We start from the raw sequence: 20162 nt of genomic DNA, 5'->3' as shown, positions 1-20162 counted from the left end.
ATAGGTCCGGCGTCGCAGCCTGGCTCATTCATCGAAGGAATCGAAGCTCAGCCGGTAACTCGGGTCGGTCAGATCGCGCGCGCCGGGAATGTCGTACTGCGAACGCCCGCCCTCGGTCAGCATCCGCGACGGCTGACATTGGTTCCATTCCACGGTTATCCGGCGCTGCCAGATCCGCCAGATTCCTGACCGCTTTACCAACTTGTCCAGGTAGCGACCACCGGTCATGTATTCGTGCTCTGCTTCGAGAGTTCCTTCCGCCGCACAGCGGTCGGCGTAGGCGGGTCCGAAGAAGGCGGCCACCGACTCTCGCCCACCGGGCACCCGGTGGTAACCGAACAGATACGACTCTGCGATCGCCCGATCCCCCTCCACCTCGACGAGCTCGTTGGTGACGTGGTGAATTCCATAGCTGGTCTGTGCCCGCAGCCGAGGCACCATGAATTCGGCGAACTCGTGTGCGTTGCCGTCGAAGGAGCCGTGAGCGTCGGTGGCGTCCTCATGATAGACCGACTTCAGCAGTTCGACGTCGCAGCGATCGATCGCCCTGGCATATCGGTGCAGTACCTCGACGATCTGCTGCCGGTCGTAGACCAACCGCAGCATTTCTCCCTGGTCGTCGGGCTCTGCTCGCGGCGTGAACAGCATCCGGCCCTCCGACGTGCTCTGCTTGCTCATGACCGCGTCGACCGCACGTATTCCGCGGCGGCCTCGCCCGCCATCCGGCCGATGCCCGCGGCACTGGCGAGGGAGCTGCCGGAACCTGAATATGTCGGTCCGACAATGCCTCCCGTGCACTCACCGGCCGCGAACAGACCCTCGATCAGATCGCCGTCGACACCGATGACACGGGCGTGGTCGTCGATACACAATCCGTAGCCGGTGTGAGCAATCGCCGTCGGTCGCACTTCTACCGCGTAGAACGGTGCGGTCGAGATCGGGTTCAGGAAGCGGCTCGCTTTGCCGTAGTCGGTGTCGCTCCCGGACTCCACCAGGTGGTTGTAGCGGGCGAGGGAACCACAGAAGTCGGCTGCCGGGATGTTCACGGAGTCCGCGAGAGCCTCCAGCGACTCGGCCGTGTGGACCCGTGGGTGATCCTTGTACTGCTCCATGACGTCGGCGTTGTAGTGCTTCGGCTTGAATTTCGCGTGGTTGGGCCACACCTGCTTGTAGGCATCCGCATATCGGGCCGCCTTGTCGGCCGGCGGCCGCAGCGCAGCATCGTCGAAGACGACGTACCCGACGTTGTTCCTGGCCTTCAGCAAACTGTCGAGGATTCCGTACGGGGCGGTCTCGTCGCAGAATCGCTGCCCCCGCTCGTCGAGCAGCACCGTCCAACCGGGCAAGAAGGCCTCGTGCAGGGTATCGACGCCGGGGTTGAGCATACGGAGGCCGCGATTCTCGCCGGTCACCTGGGCGCCGACCTGATCGGCGAACCTGAGGTGGTCACCGCGAGCCCCCTCGGCGCCGATATAGAAGGTCTCCCCCGGAATCCACGCTATCGGATAATGCGCGGCCAGGTACTCCGGGTTCGCGCCGAAACCCCCGGTGGCTACGATCGTGGCGGCAGCGTTGAGTTCCTCGCCGCCTGCCCGCACCCCCGTCACGCGTCCATCGGCGCGAAGAATCTCGTCGACTCTGTTGCCCAGGGCGAAATCGATCCCTGCCGCGCGGCACTTCGACACCAATGCGTCGACGATGGCCTGCCCTCCGCCCTCGACACAGTGACCGCGCGGACGACGATCATCACCACTGAAGATGAGGCGCTCGTAGAACGGGACACCATGGTCCTGAAGCCAGTCGACCGTTTCGCCACTGCGGCGCGCCCAGCGCTCGACCGGTCCCGCGGCGACATCCCAGACGTTGATGGCCATGTATTCCTTGAACATGTCATCCTCGGCATCTTCGATGCCGCCGGCTCGCTGGAGCCGACTTCTGCTGCCCATCACGACACCGCCGCAGAGCCGGGTCGATCCTCCGACAACGGGCTCCGACTCGACTATCAGAACGTCCTTGCAGCCGTTCTCGACGGCTGTCAGGGCCGCCGCGAGGCCACCCAGGCCGGATCCGATGACGATGACTTCGACGTCCGGGCTGTTCATCTCAGCTCCTTCGTGCTGCGCCCGCCGAAGCCGGCGCAGCGTGGTTTGAGTCGTTGCAGCGATATTCGTCGTCCCGCGAGGAGGTCACAGGTACCGGACACGCGAAGGTCTGCGAAGCGGTCACCGTTGGGGTTCCGCATCCGGCCCCGGCGTCGGCGCGTGAAGGCGCAGGCGGCTGATCCGCTGCTGCGACGGCATCCTGTACCGAACGATATGACGTAGATTACTCTATAACTAAACTATCGCAACCAAGAGTTCGTTGGCCGTCGCGGTGGATCGCAGGCCGGGTCTATGACCCCCACCCCGGATGTCGACGGCCGACCCGAGTGCAGTACACGAGGATCGTCCGACTTTCGAGCGCAAATTGTCGACCAGATAATAATCTATACGTAGACTATATACGTAGCGCGGCACGGAGCCGCTACAGGTCCGTTTGCGTCGCGCCTACCGAGACCATTCGTCACCACAGCAGGAGCCAGCAGTGACAGAAGTCGTCCAATCGTGTCCCTACTCCCCTTCCGACCTGTCCAGGTTGTTCCGGCTCGAGCCCGCAGTGGTGCGGTGCCCGTACCCGCTCTACGACGTCCTGCGGGACGAAGCCCCGGTTACCTACAACGAACAACTGCGGGCTTGGGTGGTTACTCGCCACGACCACATCGTCGAAGCTCTCCGGGCCCCAGAGACCTTTTCCAGCGCCCAGGCCTCGGGCCCCAGCTCGGTCACCGGACTGGCCCAGCAATTGCTCGACGATCCGGCTACTCCCGCACCGCTGCGGGCGCAGGCCACACGGCGCGTCCAACTCTCGAAGTCCCCGGTATTGCTGTTCACCGACCCTCCCCTCCACAAGCGCCAACGGGTGCTCGTCAGTGCCGCGTTTCACCCGCGGCGTGTCAAACTGCTCGAGCCCGATGTACGCCGACTCACCAACGAGCTCATCGACGGATTCCTCGACGCACGCCAGGTCGAGCTCGTCAGCCAGTTCTCGATTCACCTGCCGATGACCATCATCGCGACGATGCTCGGCGTACCGCCGGAGAACATGGACACCTTCAAAAGGTGGTCCAACGCCTTCACCGCCGGCGTCGGCGCTCTCGAACAGTCACCCGAACAGGTCGCCGAAATCTTCGCTGCCGTCGACGAGTTCTATGACTACTTCACCGAGCAGGTCGCGGTCCGTCGCACCAGCCCCCGCGACGATCTGTTGTCGGATCTCGTCAACGCCCGTATGGAGGGCGAACAACCGCTGACGATGGACGAAATCCTGCAGATGCTGGTGCAGTTCCTCGTCGCGGGAAACGAAACCACGACCAACATGATCACGTCCATCATGTTCCGTCTGGCCGCCGACAAAAGCTTGCAAGATCGAGTGCGCGCGAATCCGTCGCTGATCCCGGCACTCGTCGAGGAGATGCTCAGGCTGGAGTCCCCGACGCAGGGGATGTTCCGCGTGACGACCAAGGACGTCGTGCTGGGCGGCCAAGCCATCCCGGCCGGCGCACTCGTATTTCTCTGCTACGCGGCGGCAAATCGGGATCCCGACGTATTCGAGGCACCCGCCTCGGTGGACCTCGACAGCGATCGCCCTCCACATCTCGCCTTCTCCCGCGGCGAGCATTTCTGCCTCGGCATCAACATCGCCAAGCTGGAATTACGTGTGGCGGTGGAGATCTTGCTCGCGCGACTCGATGACATCACCCTGGCCGAGCCGTCGCAGTCGGTCGAGTACCACCGCAGCTTCATGCTGCGCGGTCTCGAATCCTTGCCGCTGCGATTCACCGCACGAGCCTGATAGCGCATGGGAGGCGCAGTGAGCGCCTCCCATGTTCAGGCCCTGCGCTCAGCTCCTCCGGGCGACCCAGTTGAGCGCGTTCGTCAGCAGTCGGCGGTACGCGGGATTTCTGAATGCTTCGGCGCTGTCGCCGAACTGCACGTAGACGATCCTGCTGCGGGGGTGTTCGCGGACCCACGTGACCACACCGGAACCCGCAGGATGCTGCCAGCCATCGTTGGTATCCCGCTTGCCTACGACCGCATTCCACGTCGACCACACTGTGCGGTCGGTCAGTTCGGCGTCGGTGACCAGCAGCGGAGTGATGTCGGCATCATGAATCTGAGCGAGGTAGACCTCATCGGTGATGTCGAATCCGTCCTGCAGCCCCTCGAGTACCGGGTGCGTGGCAGCGGCATCCGAAATCGGGACAATCCGCTGCTCGACCGCGTGCCGATAGCCCGAATCGGGATTCTCCCGGTCACGAACGAATCTGAAGCGACCACCCATCACACCGGCGTATTCGGCCCAGGTGGGCCATGCAGCCAGGGCATGGTGCATGAAGACGAAGCCGTGCCCTCGATCGACCAGCGAAGTGAAATCGGCCCGGAACTCCGGCGGCGGGTCGAGGAGATCGGGGGCGGAATGGTCGGGATCGAAACGGAATCCCGGCATGTCGTACATCAAGTAGGCGTCCCAGCGCGAGGGTTCGTCGCCCGCGAAATGTCGCTGTGCGGCGGGCTGTTCGACTTGGGTGCACTCAATCCCGGGTAGCCCGTCGAGCATCGCGCTGAAGGCGTTGCGATCGTAGGCGTGGCCCTTGGTCACAGTCATGATCTGCAATGGGGCAGTCATGGCAACCTCACCTTCAGTGCTGGACGCGGCTGAGCATGCCGCCATCGACGACCAGGTTGGCCCCGGTGATGAAAGATGCCCGGGCGCTGGCAAGAAACGCCACGGCGTTCGCCACATCCATCGGCTCCCCGTAGCGCCCGAGTGGAAGCTTGGACTTCACGAGCTCGTACACATCGGGACGCCCCTGACGCACGTTTCCCCAGGCGCCACCATCGACCTCGATCGGACCTGGAGAGACGGTGTTCACGCGGATTCGGGCGGGAGCATAGGCCCGGGCGAGCGCGGACGCGTGGTGCAGCACCGCAGCCTTTATCGCCCCGAAAGAGGTTGGCCCTGACGGCATCTCGACATCGAGCGCACTCGTCGAACTGATCGCGACGATTGCCCCTTGGCCGGATGCGGCCAGACAGGGTTTGGCCGCGTCGGCGAGAATCGCAAACGCCTGCAAATCTCCGCGTGCGCTGTCAACCCACGAGTCGTCACCCTTCAGACTTCCGGGCGAGGCATTGGAAACAACGATGTCGAGACCGCCCAGGGCGTCCGAACTCTCGGCAACGAAGCGTCGCACCGCGTCGTTGTCGGTGACATCCACCGCGTCGGCAAACACGCTTACCCCTTTGCTCGCGAGTTCGGCGCGGGCCGCTTCGAGCGAGTCCCGGTTGCGAGCACACAACGCCAACGCGCATCCCTCATCGGCTAGGACCTCCGCGACCACGCGCCCGATACCCCTACTGGCTCCGGTGATCAATGCCCGTCGGCCGTCCAACCCAAGATCCACTCTCGACCACCCTAATACTCTGATATAAAACAATTCATTACACGACTATAGTGACATAGACCTCACGTAGCGCAACCCTGAAGGAGCCACAATGCCTGCACAGTTGGTGAAGCCCACGATCGACATCGGCATCGTCACAACCGATTCCGATGCCCTGGTCGACTTCTACGGCAACGTCATCGGGTTTCCCGCGCTGTCCGACGTCCCGATGGACGGATTCCTCGTCAAGCGCTTTCAGGTGGGCGATTGCGTCCTCAAGATCGTGCAGTACGTCGAGGAGCCGGCGGGGCGGGCGGTTGTCGGTGCACTCGGCGAATCGACCGGTCTGCGGTACTGGACCGTGTCGGTGTCAAATCTCGACGAGCTTCTGACCGCGGTCGAAGCCGCGGGTCAGAAGGTTGTCGAGGGTCCAACGGAGGTGCGTCCAGGCGTCAGCATCGCGATCGTCACCGATCCCGACGGCAACCTCGTCGAGTTCGTGAACCGTCCCGCTGGCTGAAAGGCCCCGTGAAGCCCCGCGATGTCCATGCACGTTCGATAGGGCGAGTTTGCCGGCCTCGGCGCGAGAAATTCTCGAGCACTTGCACCGAGGCCGGCTTCGCTCATTTATTCAGGCCGTACAGCCAATTATGTCGGCATAGCCCCTGTCGCGAACCATGTTTCGAGCTGTTCCCGGCGGTCGTCGTTCACATATTCGATACGAGCGCCGGCGAGATGTCCCGCGCGGGCGTAGATCGCAGAAATGCCGCCATCGGCCCTGCGAATGACGGCGTCGATCTGATCACCGTCGGCCTCCAGCCGACGTAGCCGCTCGACAGGGTCGCTTTCCCAGACGCCCAAGTGATGCAGTCCGGCCAATCGCTCGGAGTACACACCGTTGCCCTGGCCGGCGATCACCTCCAGTCGGAAGGGCCCCTCACAGGAGTAGGCCGCGACCAACTCCACCGCGCCGGTCTTGTCGGCTACGCGATCCTCGACCTCGGGTATGGCGATTGTGATCGGCGCGTTGAACGTATAGCCGAACCTGCGAGTCAGGTCGTGCATCGCAGTCGCGATGTCGGGGACCAGGATTCCGGCGTGGTAGGGCATCAACAGCATGTGCCGCTCCGTTCTGCATCGAGGCTAGGCCGCCAACCGCGGCAGCACTTTGTCGGCGAGCAACTCCAGGCTCGCCCAGGACAGTTCCGGTGGCAGTCCGCCGAGCAGCGGGTGCACCCGAAGCTCGTAGTCCGGTGGCAGCGCTCGCAGCCGCGCGACCGCTTCGTCCGGCGTGAGGATCCACATCGTCGGATCGGCCTTGATCGACTCGATGCCCCCCTTCTCTTGCCAGTAGCCGTTCACCGTCGCGTTGCCGCGCTCGGTCGCCCACGCGGCGTACATATTGCTGGCGTGGATCAAGTGCGGGGCTATCTGCCGCAGTGACTTCTCGGGGTCTTCGGTGATGTGCACGAAAGCCGGTCCATGTTCGGGAAAATGCTCGCGCGCAGGACGTCCCAGCTCCGCGCACTGCTGCTCGTAGTACTCGTAGAGCTCCTTCGAAGCGGGGCGGTAGCCGAAACCCAGTCGTGCCGCACGGCGTGCCGAAGGCTTTGCGTTGCCGCCGATGTAGATCGTCGGCCCACCCGGTGTCGCGGGTGCCGGCGTCACGCGGACCGTTTTTCCCTCGAACTCGAAATCCTCTCCCGCCCAAGCCTTCTGCAGTACCTCGAGATTGCGCTCGAAGACCTTCGCGCGATTGGGGAAATCCACGCCGAACATGTCGAACTCGACCGGGCGGTACCCCATACCTGCGGTAATCAGCACCCGACCGGGTCCGGCGATCAAATCGAGTACGGCGAGGTCCTCGGCGAGTCGGACCGGGTGATGCATGGTGATGCACAGGGCGGAGAAATGAACGGCGATGTGTCGCGTCGCACCGGCGATCGCAGAGGCGAGCACTATCGGCGCCGGACAGTAGTTGTCCTCTGCTCCATGATGCTCGGCGAGGTACACCGCCCCGAACCCACGCGCGTCGGCCCACTTGCACTGCTCCACCGCCGCGTCGTAAAGAGCTGCCGGAGTGGGAGACTCCGGCCCCAGATCCGGCGCCCGCATATCGTAGCGAAGCCCTATTCTCATGCATCTTCTCCAGTTCGATCGCTGAACAAGAGCGGCGGCAACCGCCACCCACTCACCAGGGCTCGATGAACGGCCGACGACCATCGACAGTGGCGCCCTCGACCACAATGCTGTCGACCGACCTCTTCAGCCTGGTCAAGCGCAATCGGGCGATGCGCCATCGGCCATCGACCTTGCGGTAGCTCTCGGTGTAGTGCCCATAGCCCGTCAGCACCGGATAGCCACTGCGAGCTGAAGGTTCGACAGCGTCGAACATCGCCCAAATGCCATGCGCCGTCTCGGTACCGACAATTCGTATCTCCGGCATGTGCCCGTGGTGCACGCTCGTCGCTTCGTTCAAATGTCGTCCGACAGAAGCCACGAACTCCTCCGGCGTTTTCGGCGACGACGTGGACTCGCCGATCTCGAATACGGCGTCATCGGTGAACAGGTCGCGCAGTTCAGGCCACCAATGCAGGTCGAGGAAACGGAAGTAGCGCGCCTTGAGCTGCTTGATCTCCTCAATGTCCTTGAGCTGCTGCACATCTGCGAGAGAGACGCCCGGCTGGGCCGGGCACTCGTCTCCTGCGCTCGTCACGTCTGTCATCGGGTCGTTCTCCTCGGTACCGACACCGGCCAAGCCACTGTTGGGCGGCGGAGCTCCTGGCGAGGCACAGCAGATCCGGCCGACATGCGTGGCCTCGACCGTCGCACCGATGGTACTCTACGAATGCACTATTTATGGATCGATTACTGGCGGCAACTGTGCTGAGGCGGTAGCTGACGAATCCCCGCCACGACTGCACAGTTCCGAATCGCATCGAGACGGCGACGCGAGAGGTTTGTGACTGGATGTGATTCCCTGGCGGAGACCGGCGCGCCCGAGGGCTCACGCCACTGATCCCGGTACGCGGATCAAGTCCGACGGCTCGAAGGTGGTTCTGGTCGGAGTCGACGACTCGGTGTCTTCCTGGCGTGCGGCAGCCTACGCCGCGGGCCTCGCACGCCGCGAAGACGCACTTCTGATAATGATCTACATCCGTCCGGTCGTCGCGGTCACCGGCCCGTACGGGTCTGTCGACGTAAGTCCCGACCACTCGCACAGCATTCTGAGCCACATCACCGAGAGTCTGCGGCACACAGCCGGACGAGGCGTTCCACGATGGCAGTTCGTGGTTTCACGCGGAGATCCGTCGACGGGGCTGATCCACGCTGCCGATCGATACCAGGCGGATGTCGTCGTCCTCGGCACGTCTCGACGTCGATGGGGCCGGTTCTCGAGCTCCGTCTCCTGCACGCTGGTCAAGACCGCCCGGTGGCCGGTGACCGTGGTGCCCTAAGCTGTTGCGGCAAGTTCGGGCGCCAGCTCGGCCCACCCCGGCTAGCAGTCGGCCATTGGGCCTACGGGGTCCCCGCTGTGGGTTCACAGACCAACGAACAGACTTTCGTTCGGCAGGCGGTCCTTCGGCAGGCCGTTCTCTCCACTTCGAAGAATCAATTCGATGACACACTCGCGCCGCCGGCGACAGTCATGAATGAAGTTGTACGCAGCCTCGACAGTCGCCCGGTAGTCGAAAGTCATCCCACCCAGCCGGATTCGCAGGTGCACGTCCTCATCGTGCATCTGGGTCCGCATCCCTTCGGTCGGTGTCAGCATCGAAACGGCCGCCTCGTGATCGAGTCGCATCGCGCTGAGGCCCGGGTATCCCCGACCGCGTCCGCTCGCATCCCCGGATGCGCTGATGCTCCCCGTGGTTCTCGGGGGTCAGCGTTGTCCAGCTAAAGAGAACAGCAATAGTGCCGCTTACCGTTGATAGCAACATCGTCACATCGACCGATCATCTGTTTCCAGCTGCTGGGTCGACGTGCTCGATACCCGCACTCGCTCGAGCTGCCGGTACCGGGTCACCGCATGGTCGAAGGTCGGCGCATCTGCTGCACGGCCGGATAGGTGTTGTTCGATTTCGAGGTAGGCTTCCGCGACGTTGTACGCTCGGGGCGCCGACTCGAGCAGTGCATGGGGAATACGCCGATACCGATCGGGGACAGGGAGCGGCGCCATCACCGCGCCGTCCCGGCTGCCGAACAGCTCGACCTCGGCGAGCTGTAGATGACCGGAATTGCCCGTCAAACGTAGGTCACCACGCGTTCCATTGATCTCCCACAGCAAGTTCGTGGCCGCACACATTCCGCCGCGGAAATGGATCGACGCGACTGCCCCGGTCTCCAGCACACCGGTGACAGCAATCTGATCCTCGGCTGTCATCGGGACCGACTCGCCGGTAGCCGAGTTAATGACCTGACGCCGCCGCGTCGCCGTGGTCGCGGTGACATCATCGAACTCCCCGAGCACCATGGCCACAGCATCGGCCGTGTGTCCGAACGGGATGGTCAGCATGGTTGCCCCATTCGAGTCATCCAGGGTGTATTCCTCACGCTCGGATACCGTCGCGCCCCACGCTCCCCCGGAGCCGATCACTGAGGTGGAAAGAATGTCGCCGATATAGCCGTCGGCAACCAAGTCGCGAAGGTACCGGACAGTCGGAGCCGACCGCGCCTGCAGGCCCACGAAAGCCGGCGTCCCTGCGGCTCGCGCAGCATCGGCGAGCTCGATGGTTTCGGCCAACCCGTTGCCCAATGGCCACTCACACAGCACGGCTTTACCTGCCGCGATCGCCGAGCGCACCAACTGCCGATGTTCCGGAACCTTGACGGTAACGACCACGAGATCGACTTCGGGCTGCGCGACGAGATCGTCAACGCTGTCGAAAGCTTTTGGTACACCGAACTTCTCACCGGCAGCCGCAGCGGATGCCGAAGTGCTCGCAACCAGCCCACGCAGCTCGAATCCGCCCAGGCTCGTAACGGCGGGCACGTGAGCAGCGGCTGCCCAGCCGCCGGAGGCACTGAGCCCAACAATTCCGACTCCGATCCGCCCGCCGCCTAATGTCGAAGTTCGCACAACACGTCCCTTCTCTACGCGGCGCCGCGGTACCTGCGGCGCTGCGGTGCTTGCCGCTCAGCCGAGCCGGGGTTTCCCGACCGGCACCATGCAATATACTCTACTAATTGACTATTTATACTCAGAGAGATCGCCCAGCGGTCGCCCACGGTCCCAGCGCCCGCATCGACATGGCGGGGCCGTAACTATGTCCCCCAACTGGAGAAGACCATGTTCGACGACAGCGCTGCCGGCGACCTGCTCATGGCCGAGCGCGATATCGACCGAGCACTCGCGGCCTACTGCCGGGGCATCGACCGTCGTGATGCCGAACTGCTCCGATCCGTCTACCACGACGATGCCATCGACGACCACGGCGACTCCTTGGGAGGCGCTCCGGATGCCTATGTGGAATGGGTGATCGGCTGCCGGTACATCGATCGGTTCGAAAACCGGCCCGGGCCTGGCTGGCGAATCTCGCATCGCATCGTCGTCAGAGAGTGGCGGATACGCCAGCCGATGTTGCCGGAGGCCGACCAGCCCCCAGGCTTCGCGCGCTCGCGCCGCGACCGGATCGATCTCAGCTACCTGAAGCGCCTGCCGACACGTGCCGAAGCAGCCGAGGCCGGCTCTTCGGCGCAGTGGTGGTAGCCAGGCCCGGGCCGAAGGTAAGGAACGCACATGGTCACCACAGTCGGACAGATCCTCGAACTTCTCGACCTCCAGCCATGCGGGCCCGACCGCTACCGTGGGCCGGAGCCTGCCGAAGAGCGGGAGCGGCTGTTCGGCGGACATATCGCGGCACAGGCTCTGATGGCGGCCTCCAAATGCCTGTCCGAGGGCGGGCAGGTACCGCTCGGATTCCATTGTTACTTTGTGCGCCAAGGGATTCCCGACGTCGCGGTCGACTATTCGGTCGAACGGCTCAGGCGCGACTCGACCGTGTCGACCTGCCGCGTGACTGCGACGCAGAACGAGAAGACAATCTTCGAGGCGATCACAGGTTTCGGTGTTTTCGATCCGGGGGTCGACGATCTCCACTCCCTTCCGGACGCTCCCGATCCCGACACTCTCACGCGTATCGAGAGACAGCTCGCCCCATACGCCGAGGAGCATGACGGATGGTGGATCCGCCGCCGCCCCTTCGATATCCGCTACGTGAACCCGCCACCGCGAATTGCTGTCGACCAACCGGTCGCACCGCCTCCTAGGAGCAGACTCTGGCTTCGGGCAGAAGAGCCGGTACCGGACGATCCGATCGCCAATCGCTGCATGCTCACCTATTTGAGCGATATGACGCTGCTCGATCCCGTCATGCTCGCCGCCAGGCGAACCACCCGAGGACCCGGTTTCATCGCGTCCCTGGATCACACGATCTGGTTTCACCACTACGCCAATTTTTCGGACTGGCTGCTCTACGACAAGCACGCTCCGAGCATCCAACGGGGCCGAGGCCTCGCCCGTGGCCGCATCTACAACCGCAACGGTGAACTCGCGGCGACGGTGGTTCAAGAAGGTGTTCTAGGCCGCTGACGCGGCATTCGAAAAGTATGACAGCACAGAGAGATTGGATTCCCATCGTCATGAACGACCCCGAACGGATTCTTATACTCGACGGCGCCCGGACCCCGATCGGCCGGTTCGGGGGCGCCTTCGCCGGCGTCCCGGCGCACGAACTGGGTGCCACGGCAGCGCAGGCAGCTCTCGCCCGCGCCCGCGTCTCCGGCACCGATCTGGATGAAGTAGTGATGGGTTGCATCGGGCAGGTCGGCCCTGACGCCTACAACGCCCGGCGAGTAGCTCTGGCAGCCGGCGTTCCGGTCACGGTGCCCGCGTACACCGTCAACCGGCTGTGCGGATCAGGACTGCAGGCGATCTGGTCGGCAGCGATGCAGATGCGCTGGGGCGGAGTAGATTTCGCACTAGCGGGTGGCGACGAGAACATGTCCCGCATGCCGTTCTACGACTTCGGCGCACGCAGCGGATACAAGCTCGGCGATCGCACCCTCACCGACGGCACGGTCGCGATGCTGACCGATCCTTTCAGCCGGGTGCACATGGGTGTCACCGCGGAGAACGTCGCACGCAAGTACGGAATCGATCGAAGCATGCAGGACGAATTCGCCGCCGAATCCCAGCGACGGGCCGCCACCACCGCGGCTGCCGCCGCATTCGCCGAGGAGATCTGCGCCGTCGACGTTGCGGGCCCGAAAGGCACGACGGTCACGGTGTCGACGGATGAACACCCCAAACCCCAAACCACCGTGGATACGTTGGCGGCGCTGCGCCCCGCCTTCGAAGACGGAGGCACCGTCACCGCCGGCAACGCCTCCGGAATCAACGACGGGGCCGGTGTCGTCGTACTCGCCCGCGAAGCCGTGGCCGCCGAGCGCGGCCTGCGCGGATTGGCCGTCATCGAATCCGTGGCCACCGCGGCAATCGAGCCGGAACTAATGGGCTATGCGCCTGTGCCCGCGCTAGCGAAGTTGTTCGAGCAGACGGGCCTGACGCCGGGAGATATCGACATCATCGAACTGAACGAAGCTTTCGCATCACAAGCGGTAGCCGTCATCCGCGACGCGAAGCTCGATCCGGCGAAGACCAATCCTTACGGCGGGGCCATCGCGTTGGGTCACCCCGTCGGGGCCACCGGCGGCATTCTCACCCTGCGGGTGGCCAAGGCTTTGGCTCGGGAGGACGGGGAACTCGGGATCATCACCATGTGCATCGGCGGAGGTCAAGCGCTGGCCGCGTTACTTCGCCGGGTGCACTGATACTGCCCCCACCCTCGCTCGCAGCGCCGGCCCTCCGATGTCATCGACGTCGGAGGGCCGGCCACCGCGGTGGATCGGATCAGTGGATGGTGACGGTGCCTGCGGCGCCGTCGACAGTGAGAATCATTCCGTCGGTGATCCGTTTGGTCGCGTCCTTGACTCCGAGCACACACGGAATCCCCAGCTCGCGGCTGACGATCGCCGCATGACTCATCGACGAGCCCACATTGACGACCACCGCCTCAGCGGAGGTGAACAGCGGGGTCCACCCGGGATCCGTCCACGGCGCAACCAGAATCTCGCCCGGCTCCAGATCTACACCGTCTTCGGGATCTTCGATGATCCTCGCCCGGCCCGTAGCCACGCCCGCACAGGCCGACAGCCCGGTGAGAACGTCACCCGATTCCGCTGTCTCGGCAGTGGGATTCACCCTTTTGCCCCATTCGGTGACTGGTGGCACCTTGCCCTTCTCGATGAGCACCGGGGGCTCCAACTCCGAGAGCAGCTTCCACCACTCCCACCGCTCCTCGATGGTCCGCTTGAACGCCTGCGGATCGTTCACCAGGGCGTCGAGTTCATCCTCACGCAGCATCACGATGTCGTCCGCGCGATCGAAAATTCCACGGTCAGCGTAGCGCCGACCGAGTTCGACCAGGCACAACCGCGCCTCGTGGAGGACGCGGATCGTGTTGGTCTTGCTCTGCTCGCGCGCAATCGAATACACGGTCACCGACCGCAGGACGTTCTCGAGTCCGGCCAGCTCGTCCGGCTTCCCGGCCAAACGCTGACGTACCTCGTCGAGCAGCGCCTCACGCTCGGCTCGCAGTCGCTTACCTTGCTCGGCGGGATTCTTGCTCTCCGGCTGCAGGCGCATGCGGTCGATCATGCCCAGTGGAATCGCCGGGAAAGACTCCCACGTCTTCGCATTCGCTTCCCACTCCTGCGTCGACCGCGAACCGAAGCGATAGAGCAGGTCGTCGAATCCTTCGACGAACGACACGGCCGCGGGATCCGACGACGCGCGCAGGCGCTGCTCGAGGCCTGCCACTCCCTTGTCGAATTCAGCGGTGAGCACGTAGGAGCCGGCCACCTGCCGGCCCAGTTGCCACATCGCCTCGTTGGGCGCCGCGGACGCGATATTGCCGAGGCCGCTCATCAATCGAACGGTGAGAGTGGGATCACCCAACGAGGCCAGCGCGTCGTCCAGGGCGCCGGTGACGACCGAACCTTCGTAGACCATGCGCAGATGAGTGCGAAGGAGCGGCGGGTAATCCACCGACATGACCTCACGCTCTCGCGCTACCAACTCCGCATCGGTGAGAGTCGACAAGTCCGGCCGCTGTGACCGCAACTTCTCTGCGGCCTTGCGGTGTTCCTCGACGTCGGGACGCGCCGTCTCACTCAGCACACGCTGCACGGTAGCCAGGATGCGTTCGGTGTATTCCGGCTTGTCGTCGTCTGGATGCGGCTCGTAGGGCGGAGCTTCCTTGTCCCCCAAGTAGGTTCGGTCCATCAGATCGGGCGTGGCGCCCGGCATGCGCGCGCCGAAGGTGCGCATATTCGACAGATTCAAGTAGACGTAACCGTGCACGAGACCCTGGATATCGATGACATCGGGCCGGAATTCGTCCAGGTCGAAGGCGCCGAATTCGACCAGCGCCTGTTTCCACTCTCGCTCTGCGGGTGGACCGCCCACCATGCTCCAGAACAACGGCGTCGCAGCGGTGGAAGACACCTCGCCTACGTTGCCTCGGGTGTAGACCGGCCATCGGGAACTCAGTTCGTTATCCACTACCCACGGGCGCGTGATGTCGACCATTGCCGATTCTCCTTCTCTTCCTCGGCTTCTCGCACCTGGTGCTGCGCAGAGCCCGGCCGATAGGCCAGTACGCCGGAAACCTGCCGGCAATCGAATATGTGATACCTCCCACGGTCGGCGCCGTGTGATGTACATTACGTGACAATAGTCTATAACGAGACTATTGACAACAAGACTAAGGAGTTGCGATGCCGACCGCGAACAACGAAAAGGAACAGCTGGTTCTGGACTTCTTCGCCGCGATGGGGCCCGACCTGGAGACCTTCAAGAAGACGTACCGGACCTATCTGGCCGACGACGTCGAATGGGAAAGCGTCGGATTCGACCATCACCCCAATCTCGAGGATTCCCTTCGCTACCTCGATACCCTGGCCGAGCAAACCGGAATGGCCTACTGCAACATCAACGTGATCAACATCGCCTCGGCCGGGGATCTCGTCTTCACCGAGCGGGTCGACACCATGAGGAAGGCGGACAACTCCAAGATCATGGACTTCCGAGTCGCCGGAGTGCTGGAGGTCCGCGACGGCAAGATTCACCGCTATACCGATTACCTGGACAGCCTGGGCACCGCTACCCAACTCCAGTCTCTGGCGCAGGAGATGGGCCACGTCCCGGCCGGCAGCTGATCCGGACGACCGGACGGGCGCGGGCGGGTCGCCCCCATCCGTCCGGTCGCACATCGCGCAGTTGTGAACGACCGGAGTTCAGCCGATGATCCCCGGAATCACTTCAGGATCATCGTTGACGACCGCGCGGCCCTGTTCCCGCCAGGCAGACAGCTTTGCCGCGACACCCGGGCTACGCAGCGCGTTCTCATCGAAGTTGTGCGCGTAGCGTTTGGCAGCCAGTGCGACCTCCGGGTCCTCGGTCGCCGCCTGCGATACCAACGCGCCCGCCCGCATGGCCTCGGCGGTAGGACGCTGGACACCGATCAGCTCCGCATCAGGATAGGCACCGTCAGTCGAGACCGCCATCGCGAACACCGTGTCGATAACACTCTTCATCGCAGCCTGCGTGCGCCGGCCCAGCCCCGCGGTGTCGGGATTCTCCGCCAGGACCTGGGCAAAGCACAGCGCCTCACACGCCGCCACCGACATCCCCTGTCCATACAGCGGATTGAACGCCATCACCGCGTCACCGACCACGAGATACCCCTCGGGCATCCGCTCGAGTTCTTCCCACATGCGCCGCCGGCTTCCTCGAATCCGGTACGGCACAACAGGTCCGAGGAACTCCGCCTTGCGGGCGATCTGTCCGACGATCGGGCTGGGAGCCGAATCGAGGTGCGCGAGAAAGCCGTCCAGGTCCTTGGGCGGGTCCTGGTTCATCATTCCCAGACCGGCTACGAGGTAGACCCCATTGTCCGCCGGAACCACCGCGGCACCACGACAGTTGTCCGGATTCGGATGTGCCAGCACACCCACGACACCGTCGGTGAACACATCGTCCGGCAACCGGACCTCCGCCGTGGCATATCCGATATGCGAGCGCAGTTCCTTTTCCTGCGGCTCCGGATACCCGAGGTCTCGAAGCCATTCCGGCGACTTCGACACCCGCCCGGTCGCGTCGACGACGAGATCGCCCTTCATGACGTTTCCGTCCAGCAACCGCACGCCCGTCACTCGCGAGCGATCGCCGGTAGCGGTCAAGCCGGTCACCGAGGACGTCACCACGCCCACATTGGGCAGGGCCAGCACACGGGAACGCACGACGTGTTCGAGCTGCGGCCGGCGCATCATCACGGTGCGTGCACCACTGCGCACTCTGCCCGCCCAGCCGTGACGGCCGAAGACGGCCAGGTCAGCCGGCGAATCGACCATCCGCGCGCCGGCGGCCTCGAAGTCTTCGACTATGCCGGGAAGCAGCTCGGCCATGGCGTCTTGTCCCGCACCGAGCAAGGCGTGCACCTGCCGCCCCTGCGGCACTCCCCGGCGGGGACCCGGCTCCTCGGCCAGCACATCCTTCTCGACGATCACAACCCGGCCCACATGGGGGCTGGCCGCAGCAGCCATGAGCAGGCCGGACATCCCCCCACCCGCCACTATTACCGAACTCGGACCCACGGGGCCTCCTACATCCGACGACTCAGGAATACATTGACGCTATATAGTTTGTCATGCGAGTATTTATGTGACAAGCAACATAGTCGAGGGAGAGACACACACGATGAACATCCACCCGGGCGCGGAACCTCTCACCGATGCCGAGAAGGCCGTCGTCGGCTTCCTCGACGACTGGGGGCCTGGGCGGTGGCCGCATATGCGGGAGTGCTACGACCGGTGGATGACCGACGATGTCTCCTGGGAGAACACCGGATCACCGGCCACCAAGGGGAAAGCGGCCGCCATGCAGTTCCTGACCACTCTGCACGACACGCTGGAGATGGAGTACTGCACTGCCGAGCTGCTGAGTCTCGCCTCGCGCGGCAACGTCGTACTCACCGAACGCGTGGACCGGGTCCACGGTGCCGACGGCAGTGTCCTCATCGAGATCCCGATCATGGGCACCTTCCTCGTGGAGGACGGCAAGATCGCGCGCTACGCCGACTACAACGCCGACTCCCCCATCAAGCAGCGCTTTCCCCGGCACCAGCACTGACCGCTCGAGCGCAACGACGATTGGCAGGCATACCTTGAACAACAGCGAACTGGAACGGGCTGTCCATCGGCTGGTCGCCATCGAAGAGATCCGGCAGTTGAAGGCGCGCTACTTCCGCTGCGTCGACCTGCGGCAGTGGGAAGAGTTCGCAGATCTCTTCACCGACGACCTGACGGTCGACTTCGCCGAATCGACCTCGGATCCGAAAGGCAAGAAGGAATTCCTTGCCAGCGTCGCGCGGCACTTCGAAACCGGATATTCGGTGCACCACGGCCATATTCCGGAGATCGATATCGTCGACGAGACGACCGCCACGGGTGTATGGCCGATGTACGACCGCGTCGAATCCCCGGCCGACAGCGGCTACGTCTCGCACGAAGGATGGGGACACTACACCGAGACATACCGCCGATGCGATGACGGAAAGTGGCGCATCTGCCGCAGCCGGCTCAGCCGCATCCAACGCGACGTTCTGCCCAAGCGTGAGGAGTCGGTGCGATGACGACCATCGGACTGTCCCTCCCTCAGCTCGGTCCCGTCGTGTCGGCGACGCTGGTACGCGACTTCGTTCAGCAAGCCGATGCGATGGGCTTCGACACCCTCTGGGTGCAGGACCATTTCATGTACGCCCTGCGGCAGGCAGGCGAGTACGGCGGCAGCGCCGCCGAACAACCGAGCGTGTACCGATCCGTCTGGGCACCAACGGAATTGCTCGCCGCGGCAGCAACCTGGACCGAGCGGATGGAGTTCGGCACCAGCGTGCTGGTCGGCGGGAACCATTGGCCAGCCCAACTCGCCAATCGACTCGCGACCATCGATCGCATCTCGGGCGGCCGGTTGTCCGTCGTGGGCTTGAGCGTGGGCTGGTCCGAGGAGGAGCACCGCGCCGTCGGCGTCGACCCCAAGACCCGCGGTAGGCGAATGGACGATTTCGTGCCGGCTCTTCGGGCCTGCTGGGGAGCCGATCCGGTGGAGTACCACGGCTCGTTCTTCGACATCGGACCGGCCATCATGCAGCCGAAACCGAGTCGCATGCCCAAGTTGATGTCGGGAATGTATTCCGAGCCGGGTCTGGCCCGGACCGCCCGCGACTTCGACCTGTGGAATCCGGGTTCGATGCCGATCGATGCTGTGGTCACCAGCTTGGCAACCGTCAATGCACGCCGTCCAACCGGGAAGCCGCCGGTCGGTGCCATCTACCGTATGGCCCAAGAATCCACGGCGGGCAAACGCCTGTCCGTCGACGAAATGACGCTGCGCGCCGAAGAATGTGTCGCAGCGGATCTCGACGGCATCATCGTCGAGACCAATTTCTGTTCCGAGATCGATTCCCCCGCCCAGTGGCTGAACATTCTCGGCGCTCTCGAACCTGTCGTGAACAGCGTCCGCGGACATCGTGACAGCTGAGCCCGCCAACCGAAAGAACGATCCGATGATTACCACCACCGAACGACTGACCCTGCGCACCACTGCCGTTCGAAAGATCGCCGACGATGTCGTCGAGTTGACCTTCGCGGATGCGGAGGGGCACGAACTTCCCGGGTGGGAGCCCGGGGCCCACATCGAGTTGGAGTTGCCCTCGGGTCTGTCTCGGCAATATTCACTGTGCGGCTCGCCCGCTGATCGATCTATCTACACGGTCGCGGTATTGCGTGAAGAGAACGGCCGTGGCGGATCGCGAGAAATTCACGAAATCGCCAGCACCGGAATGCAATTCGAGATAAGCCTGCCGAAGAATCACTTTCCGCTAGTCGCTGCGGACTCGTACCTGTTCATCGGCGGTGGTATCGGAATCACTCCGCTGATCCCGATGATCGAGGAAGCGCGGCGCCGGGGCGCAACGTGGCGGCTCGTGTACGGCGGCCGGAGCGCGACATCGATGGCTTATCGGGATGTCCTGGCGAACTCGGGCGAACAAGCCGATATCTGGATCGAATCCGAGCGCGGATATCCCGACCTGCCCGCGATTCTCGCCGGTGCCCCCGCCGGCACGCAGGTGTACACGTGCGGACCGACAGCCATGATCGATGCCGTCGCCGCGGAGTTCACCCGCCATCCCCACCTGGGCGGACTCCATTTCGAACGCTTCAGCGCCAGCGGCCCGATCGACACCGGCGGCGACTCCTTCGAGGTGGAACTGCGCCGGACCGGTGCCACGTTCACGGTGCCCGAGGACAGCACAATCCTCGCGGAGGTGCAGAAACTTCTCCCCAACCACCCGTCTTCGTGTGAGGAAGGCTATTGCGGGGAATGCGAAACCCGAGTGCTCGAGGGTGAACCCGACCACCGCGACGACTATCTGACCGAACAGGAGCAGGAACAGGGCGACGTCATGATGATCTGCGTCAGCCGCTGCAAAGGTCCCTGCTTGGTCCTCGACCTCTGATCAGCGGAAAAGGGGCCGGGGCGTCGTCCGATCGGACGACG

General features: G+C 63.9%; 22 protein-coding genes. 11 read left to right on the top strand and 11 right to left on the bottom strand.

The genetic code is table 11. The annotated features are described in order from the left end of the window. Positions 1 to 24: 24 nt before the first annotated feature. Entirely contained in the window at positions 25 to 678 is a 654-nt protein-coding gene (locus ON37_RS28685) for a nuclear transport factor 2 family protein (protein WP_040723932.1), read from the bottom strand. After that, complete coding sequence (locus ON37_RS28680; protein WP_040723931.1) at positions 675 to 2102, bottom strand: FAD-dependent oxidoreductase; 1428 nt, start codon at positions 2100 to 2102, stop codon at positions 675 to 677. Before ON37_RS28680 ends, ON37_RS28685 begins: the two co-directional genes overlap by 4 nt. Positions 2103 to 2583: 481 nt before the next feature. Here ON37_RS28680 and ON37_RS28675 point away from each other — a divergent pair, with 481 nt between their 5' ends. Further along, a complete protein-coding gene (locus ON37_RS28675; protein ID WP_051032246.1) occupies positions 2584 to 3891 on the top strand; it encodes a cytochrome P450 in 1308 nt (435 codons plus the stop codon). A 48-nt stretch (positions 3892 to 3939) separates the two neighbouring features. On the opposite strand, the gene ON37_RS28670 is transcribed toward ON37_RS28675, so the two are convergent. Then, entirely contained in the window at positions 3940 to 4725 is a 786-nt protein-coding gene (locus ON37_RS28670; RefSeq protein ID WP_040723930.1) for a ThuA domain-containing protein, read from the bottom strand. Positions 4726 to 4738: 13 nt separating this feature from the next. Then, positions 4739 to 5503, bottom strand: coding sequence for an SDR family NAD(P)-dependent oxidoreductase (locus tag ON37_RS28665; protein ID WP_040723929.1), 765 nt, complete (start codon positions 5501 to 5503; stop codon positions 4739 to 4741). A gap of 91 nt (positions 5504 to 5594) precedes the next feature. Here ON37_RS28665 and ON37_RS31340 point away from each other — a divergent pair, with 91 nt between their 5' ends. Continuing rightward, positions 5595 to 6002: a VOC family protein gene (locus ON37_RS31340; protein ID WP_051032244.1), complete on the top strand. Its 408-nt coding sequence runs from the start codon at positions 5595 to 5597 to the stop codon at positions 6000 to 6002. Between the two features lie 128 nt (positions 6003 to 6130). On the opposite strand, the gene ON37_RS28655 is transcribed toward ON37_RS31340, so the two are convergent. From ON37_RS28655 to ON37_RS28645, 3 genes are read right to left on the bottom strand one after another with little or no spacing between them, the layout of a single operon-like run. Further along, complete coding sequence (locus ON37_RS28655) at positions 6131 to 6601, bottom strand: VOC family protein (RefSeq protein ID WP_040723928.1); 471 nt, start codon at positions 6599 to 6601, stop codon at positions 6131 to 6133. 24 nt (positions 6602 to 6625) lie between these two features. Then, entirely contained in the window at positions 6626 to 7705 is a 1080-nt protein-coding gene (locus tag ON37_RS28650) for an LLM class flavin-dependent oxidoreductase (RefSeq protein ID WP_083893362.1), read from the bottom strand. Next, positions 7674 to 8207 carry a nuclear transport factor 2 family protein gene (locus tag ON37_RS28645; RefSeq protein WP_051032243.1) on the bottom strand — a complete coding sequence of 178 codons (534 nt, stop codon included), beginning with the start codon at positions 8205 to 8207 and terminating at the stop codon, positions 7674 to 7676. Before ON37_RS28645 ends, ON37_RS28650 begins: the two co-directional genes overlap by 32 nt. Before the next feature lie 247 nt (positions 8208 to 8454). On the opposite strand from ON37_RS28645, the gene ON37_RS34790 reads away from it, so the two are divergent. Further along, entirely contained in the window at positions 8455 to 8940 is a 486-nt protein-coding gene (locus tag ON37_RS34790; protein WP_373282095.1) for a universal stress protein, read from the top strand. A gap of 83 nt (positions 8941 to 9023) precedes the next feature. On the opposite strand, the gene ON37_RS28635 is transcribed toward ON37_RS34790, so the two are convergent. Together ON37_RS28635 and ON37_RS28630 are read right to left on the bottom strand one after the other, a co-directional pair. Beyond that, on the bottom strand, positions 9024 to 9287 hold the full coding sequence (locus ON37_RS28635) for a hypothetical protein (RefSeq protein WP_040723925.1): 264 nt from the start codon (positions 9285 to 9287) through the stop codon (positions 9024 to 9026). A gap of 138 nt (positions 9288 to 9425) precedes the next feature. Continuing rightward, a complete protein-coding gene (locus ON37_RS28630) occupies positions 9426 to 10562 on the bottom strand; it encodes a Gfo/Idh/MocA family protein (protein WP_040723924.1) in 1137 nt (378 codons plus the stop codon). Between the two features lie 210 nt (positions 10563 to 10772). Between ON37_RS28630 and ON37_RS28625 the strand changes: the two genes are divergently transcribed. From ON37_RS28625 to ON37_RS28615, 3 genes are read left to right on the top strand one after another with little or no spacing between them, the layout of a single operon-like run. Then, the gene (locus ON37_RS28625; RefSeq protein WP_083893360.1) at positions 10773 to 11192 is read left to right on the top strand and encodes a nuclear transport factor 2 family protein; all 420 of its coding nucleotides are present in this window, start codon (positions 10773 to 10775) and stop codon (positions 11190 to 11192) included. A gap of 30 nt (positions 11193 to 11222) precedes the next feature. Further along, positions 11223 to 12074, top strand: coding sequence for an acyl-CoA thioesterase (locus tag ON37_RS28620; protein WP_040723922.1), 852 nt, complete (start codon positions 11223 to 11225; stop codon positions 12072 to 12074). Between the two features lie 50 nt (positions 12075 to 12124). After that, entirely contained in the window at positions 12125 to 13315 is a 1191-nt protein-coding gene (locus ON37_RS28615; RefSeq protein WP_040723921.1) for a thiolase family protein, read from the top strand. Positions 13316 to 13394: 79 nt separating this feature from the next. Here ON37_RS28615 and ON37_RS34525 read toward each other — a convergent pair whose 3' ends face one another. After that, the gene (locus ON37_RS34525) at positions 13395 to 15050 is read right to left on the bottom strand and encodes a PEP-utilizing enzyme (RefSeq protein WP_281004702.1); all 1656 of its coding nucleotides are present in this window, start codon (positions 15048 to 15050) and stop codon (positions 13395 to 13397) included. Between the two features lie 272 nt (positions 15051 to 15322). On the opposite strand from ON37_RS34525, the gene ON37_RS28605 reads away from it, so the two are divergent. Continuing rightward, positions 15323 to 15763, top strand: coding sequence for a limonene-1,2-epoxide hydrolase family protein (locus tag ON37_RS28605; RefSeq protein ID WP_040723918.1), 441 nt, complete (start codon positions 15323 to 15325; stop codon positions 15761 to 15763). A 78-nt stretch (positions 15764 to 15841) separates the two neighbouring features. Here ON37_RS28605 and ON37_RS28600 read toward each other — a convergent pair whose 3' ends face one another. Next, entirely contained in the window at positions 15842 to 17164 is a 1323-nt protein-coding gene (locus ON37_RS28600) for an FAD-dependent oxidoreductase (protein ID WP_051032241.1), read from the bottom strand. A 139-nt stretch (positions 17165 to 17303) separates the two neighbouring features. Between ON37_RS28600 and ON37_RS28595 the strand changes: the two genes are divergently transcribed. The 4 genes from ON37_RS28595 to ON37_RS28580 are packed head-to-tail and all read left to right on the top strand — an operon-like array spanning position 17304 to position 20121. After that, positions 17304 to 17735, top strand: a complete 432-nt coding sequence (locus ON37_RS28595) for a limonene-1,2-epoxide hydrolase family protein (protein WP_040723916.1) — start codon at positions 17304 to 17306, stop codon at positions 17733 to 17735. A 34-nt stretch (positions 17736 to 17769) separates the two neighbouring features. Beyond that, positions 17770 to 18237, top strand: coding sequence for a nuclear transport factor 2 family protein (locus ON37_RS28590; RefSeq protein ID WP_245553554.1), 468 nt, complete (start codon positions 17770 to 17772; stop codon positions 18235 to 18237). Then, positions 18234 to 19142, top strand: a complete 909-nt coding sequence (locus ON37_RS28585; protein WP_040723914.1) for a TIGR03619 family F420-dependent LLM class oxidoreductase — start codon at positions 18234 to 18236, stop codon at positions 19140 to 19142. The genes ON37_RS28590 and ON37_RS28585 overlap by 4 nt, the downstream gene beginning before the upstream one ends. A gap of 25 nt (positions 19143 to 19167) precedes the next feature. Then, positions 19168 to 20121, top strand: coding sequence for a PDR/VanB family oxidoreductase (locus tag ON37_RS28580; RefSeq protein WP_040723913.1), 954 nt, complete (start codon positions 19168 to 19170; stop codon positions 20119 to 20121). The last annotated feature ends 41 nt before the right edge of the window (positions 20122 to 20162 follow it).

This window comes from Nocardia veterana NBRC 100344, assembly GCF_000308855.1.
Classification (GTDB): Bacteria; Actinomycetota; Actinomycetes; order Mycobacteriales; family Mycobacteriaceae; genus Nocardia; species Nocardia veterana.
This window is presented reverse-complemented; position numbering and strand designations above follow the sequence as displayed.

Excerpts from the sequence above, each read along its gene's own strand:
- ON37_RS28685 (WP_040723932.1), bottom strand. The coding sequence starts at position 678 with ATGAGCAAGCAGAGCACGTCGGAGGGCCGGATGCTGTTCACGCCGCGA.
- ON37_RS28680 (WP_040723931.1), bottom strand. The coding sequence starts at position 2,102 with ATGAACAGCCCGGACGTCGAAGTCATCGTCATCGGATCCGGCCTGGGT.
- ON37_RS28670 (WP_040723930.1), bottom strand. The coding sequence starts at position 4,725 with ATGACTGCCCCATTGCAGATCATGACTGTGACCAAGGGCCACGCCTAC.
- ON37_RS31340 (WP_051032244.1), top strand. The coding sequence starts at position 5,595 with ATGCCTGCACAGTTGGTGAAGCCCACGATCGACATCGGCATCGTCACA.
- ON37_RS28655 (WP_040723928.1), bottom strand. The coding sequence starts at position 6,601 with ATGCTGTTGATGCCCTACCACGCCGGAATCCTGGTCCCCGACATCGCG.
- ON37_RS28650 (WP_083893362.1), bottom strand. The coding sequence starts at position 7,705 with ATGGTCGTCGGCCGTTCATCGAGCCCTGGTGAGTGGGTGGCGGTTGCC.
- ON37_RS28645 (WP_051032243.1), bottom strand. The coding sequence starts at position 8,207 with ATGACAGACGTGACGAGCGCAGGAGACGAGTGCCCGGCCCAGCCGGGC.
- ON37_RS28635 (WP_040723925.1), bottom strand. The coding sequence starts at position 9,287 with ATGCGACTCGATCACGAGGCGGCCGTTTCGATGCTGACACCGACCGAA.
- ON37_RS28625 (WP_083893360.1), top strand. The coding sequence starts at position 10,773 with ATGTTCGACGACAGCGCTGCCGGCGACCTGCTCATGGCCGAGCGCGAT.
- ON37_RS28620 (WP_040723922.1), top strand. The coding sequence starts at position 11,223 with ATGGTCACCACAGTCGGACAGATCCTCGAACTTCTCGACCTCCAGCCA.
- ON37_RS28615 (WP_040723921.1), top strand. The coding sequence starts at position 12,125 with ATGAACGACCCCGAACGGATTCTTATACTCGACGGCGCCCGGACCCCG.
- ON37_RS28605 (WP_040723918.1), top strand. The coding sequence starts at position 15,323 with ATGCCGACCGCGAACAACGAAAAGGAACAGCTGGTTCTGGACTTCTTC.
- ON37_RS28600 (WP_051032241.1), bottom strand. The coding sequence starts at position 17,164 with ATGTCCGGCCTGCTCATGGCTGCTGCGGCCAGCCCCCATGTGGGCCGG.
- ON37_RS28595 (WP_040723916.1), top strand. The coding sequence starts at position 17,304 with ATGAACATCCACCCGGGCGCGGAACCTCTCACCGATGCCGAGAAGGCC.
- ON37_RS28585 (WP_040723914.1), top strand. The coding sequence starts at position 18,234 with ATGACGACCATCGGACTGTCCCTCCCTCAGCTCGGTCCCGTCGTGTCG.
- ON37_RS28580 (WP_040723913.1), top strand. The coding sequence starts at position 19,168 with ATGATTACCACCACCGAACGACTGACCCTGCGCACCACTGCCGTTCGA.